The organism is Lysinibacillus mangiferihumi (assembly GCF_003049665.1).
In the GTDB taxonomy this organism is placed as follows: domain Bacteria; phylum Bacillota; class Bacilli; order Bacillales_A; family Planococcaceae; genus Lysinibacillus; species Lysinibacillus mangiferihumi.
Genome location: NZ_PYWM01000089.1, coordinates 1 through 1,650 on the forward strand (window position 1 = coordinate 1; position 1,650 = coordinate 1,650).

A 1,650-nucleotide genomic window follows, 5' to 3' on the forward strand; every position below is an offset into this window, starting at 1 on the left:
CCTAGATTATTCATCAACATATACAAAATCCCACGGAAAAGCTTATTTGTCAGCTTTTCTGTGGGATTCTCTTTTTCACTTAAAAGATGAAAAAAGAATCCATTTCTGTTAAGGTTATTGCGACTAAACATCAACCAAAAGAAAGGATTCTTATGATGACTACTTTAACGCAAAATACCCTACATTTCAACCGTTCTATTAAATTATCTAATAATGGAGGTATGCTTTCTTCTGACACTGGGGAATTGATTTTCCGTGAATTTGATGAAAAAATCGGCTTTTCTCAAACAATCGCTAAGCATCTCCAATTAAAAGATGATCGCACGTATTGCATTCATGAAAATGAACAGCTACTTCGTCAAAAAATTTATCAGCTCATCGCAGGTTATCATGAGGATGATGCAGCGGACCGTTTAACACATGATCCGATTTTCACACAAGTGCTTGGTACACCTGCACTTGCTTCTCAACCGTCGTTATCAAGATTCTTCAAGCGCTTTGATACGCAAGCACTGCATCAACTTCAAGTGGCGAATCAGGGGTTACTTGATAGAGTTCATCATGCCCGACAATCAAAAGCACTGATTTTTGATTTAGATTCCACCCATTCCGATACATACGGAAACCAAGAACATTCATCCTACAATGCACATTATCGTATATTGGGCTTTCATCCACTGGTCGTATTTGATGGGCTAACAGGTGATTTTTTGAAAGCACAATTACGCCCAGGAAACGTTTATACTTCGAATGGTGTCGTGGATTTTATGCGTCCACTCATCGAACATTATAACGAAGTTTTTCCTGAAAAATCGTACCTTGTCCGTGGTGATAGTGGCTTCGCGGTGCCTGATCTATATGAATTATGCGAGAAGGAATCCGTGTACTATATTATTCGTTTAAAAGCGAACCCCAAGTTAAAAACTCTTGCGGAAGAATTACATCCTACACACGAAATCCGCGATGTGTCCGTAACAGAAAGCTATGTCGAGGAGTCCATTTATCAAGCCTCTTCTTGGTCGAAGCCTCGTCGTATTATCATTCAGTTCACTCGTCCAGCCGGTGAACTGTTCTTTTCTCATGCCTTTTTTGTGACAAGTCTTAGTGAAACCTTTTCACCACAAGCGATTGTCGTATCATACAAACAGCGAGGTACAATGGAAAATTTCATCAAAGAAGCGAAAGATGGCTTTGGTTTTGATCAGATGAAAAGCCATGACTTCCTTGTCAATGAAGCACGGATGATGTTAAGTTTACTTGCCTATAACTTTACGAACTGGCTACGTACACTCAGTTTCCCGAAAAAATATAAGGGGATTCAAATCCAAACCATTCGCACACGTTTGATAAAAGTCGCAAGTAAATTAGTGAAGTCTGGACGTTCACTGTATTTTAAAATGTCCTCAAGTTTTGTCTATGAGCGCTTCTTTTGGGACGTCCTGACCAGGGTGCAACAGCTAACATTCCACTAAATAGCCCTTTTAAAAAAATCGAACCCGCATCAAGGGAGAAATCTGTCCAAAAATTGGTTTTCCCTCAAGATTCATTTTCAATCTTCAATAACTAGACTATTTTCTCGGTACAAATGTACTTGAGCATTATAAATCTCATGAAATTCCTAAAGTATTAGATTTTGGTGAATAATTCAGG

1 protein-coding gene is annotated in these 1,650 nt (G+C 38.8%); it reads left to right on the top strand.

The features are described 5' to 3' along the window. Positions 1-155: 155 nt before the first annotated feature. Positions 156-1,472 carry an IS1380 family transposase gene (locus tag C9J37_RS27595; RefSeq protein ID WP_107897931.1) on the top strand — a complete coding sequence of 439 codons (1,317 nt, stop codon included), beginning with the start codon at positions 156-158 and terminating at the stop codon, positions 1,470-1,472. Positions 1,473-1,650 lie beyond the last annotated feature (178 nt).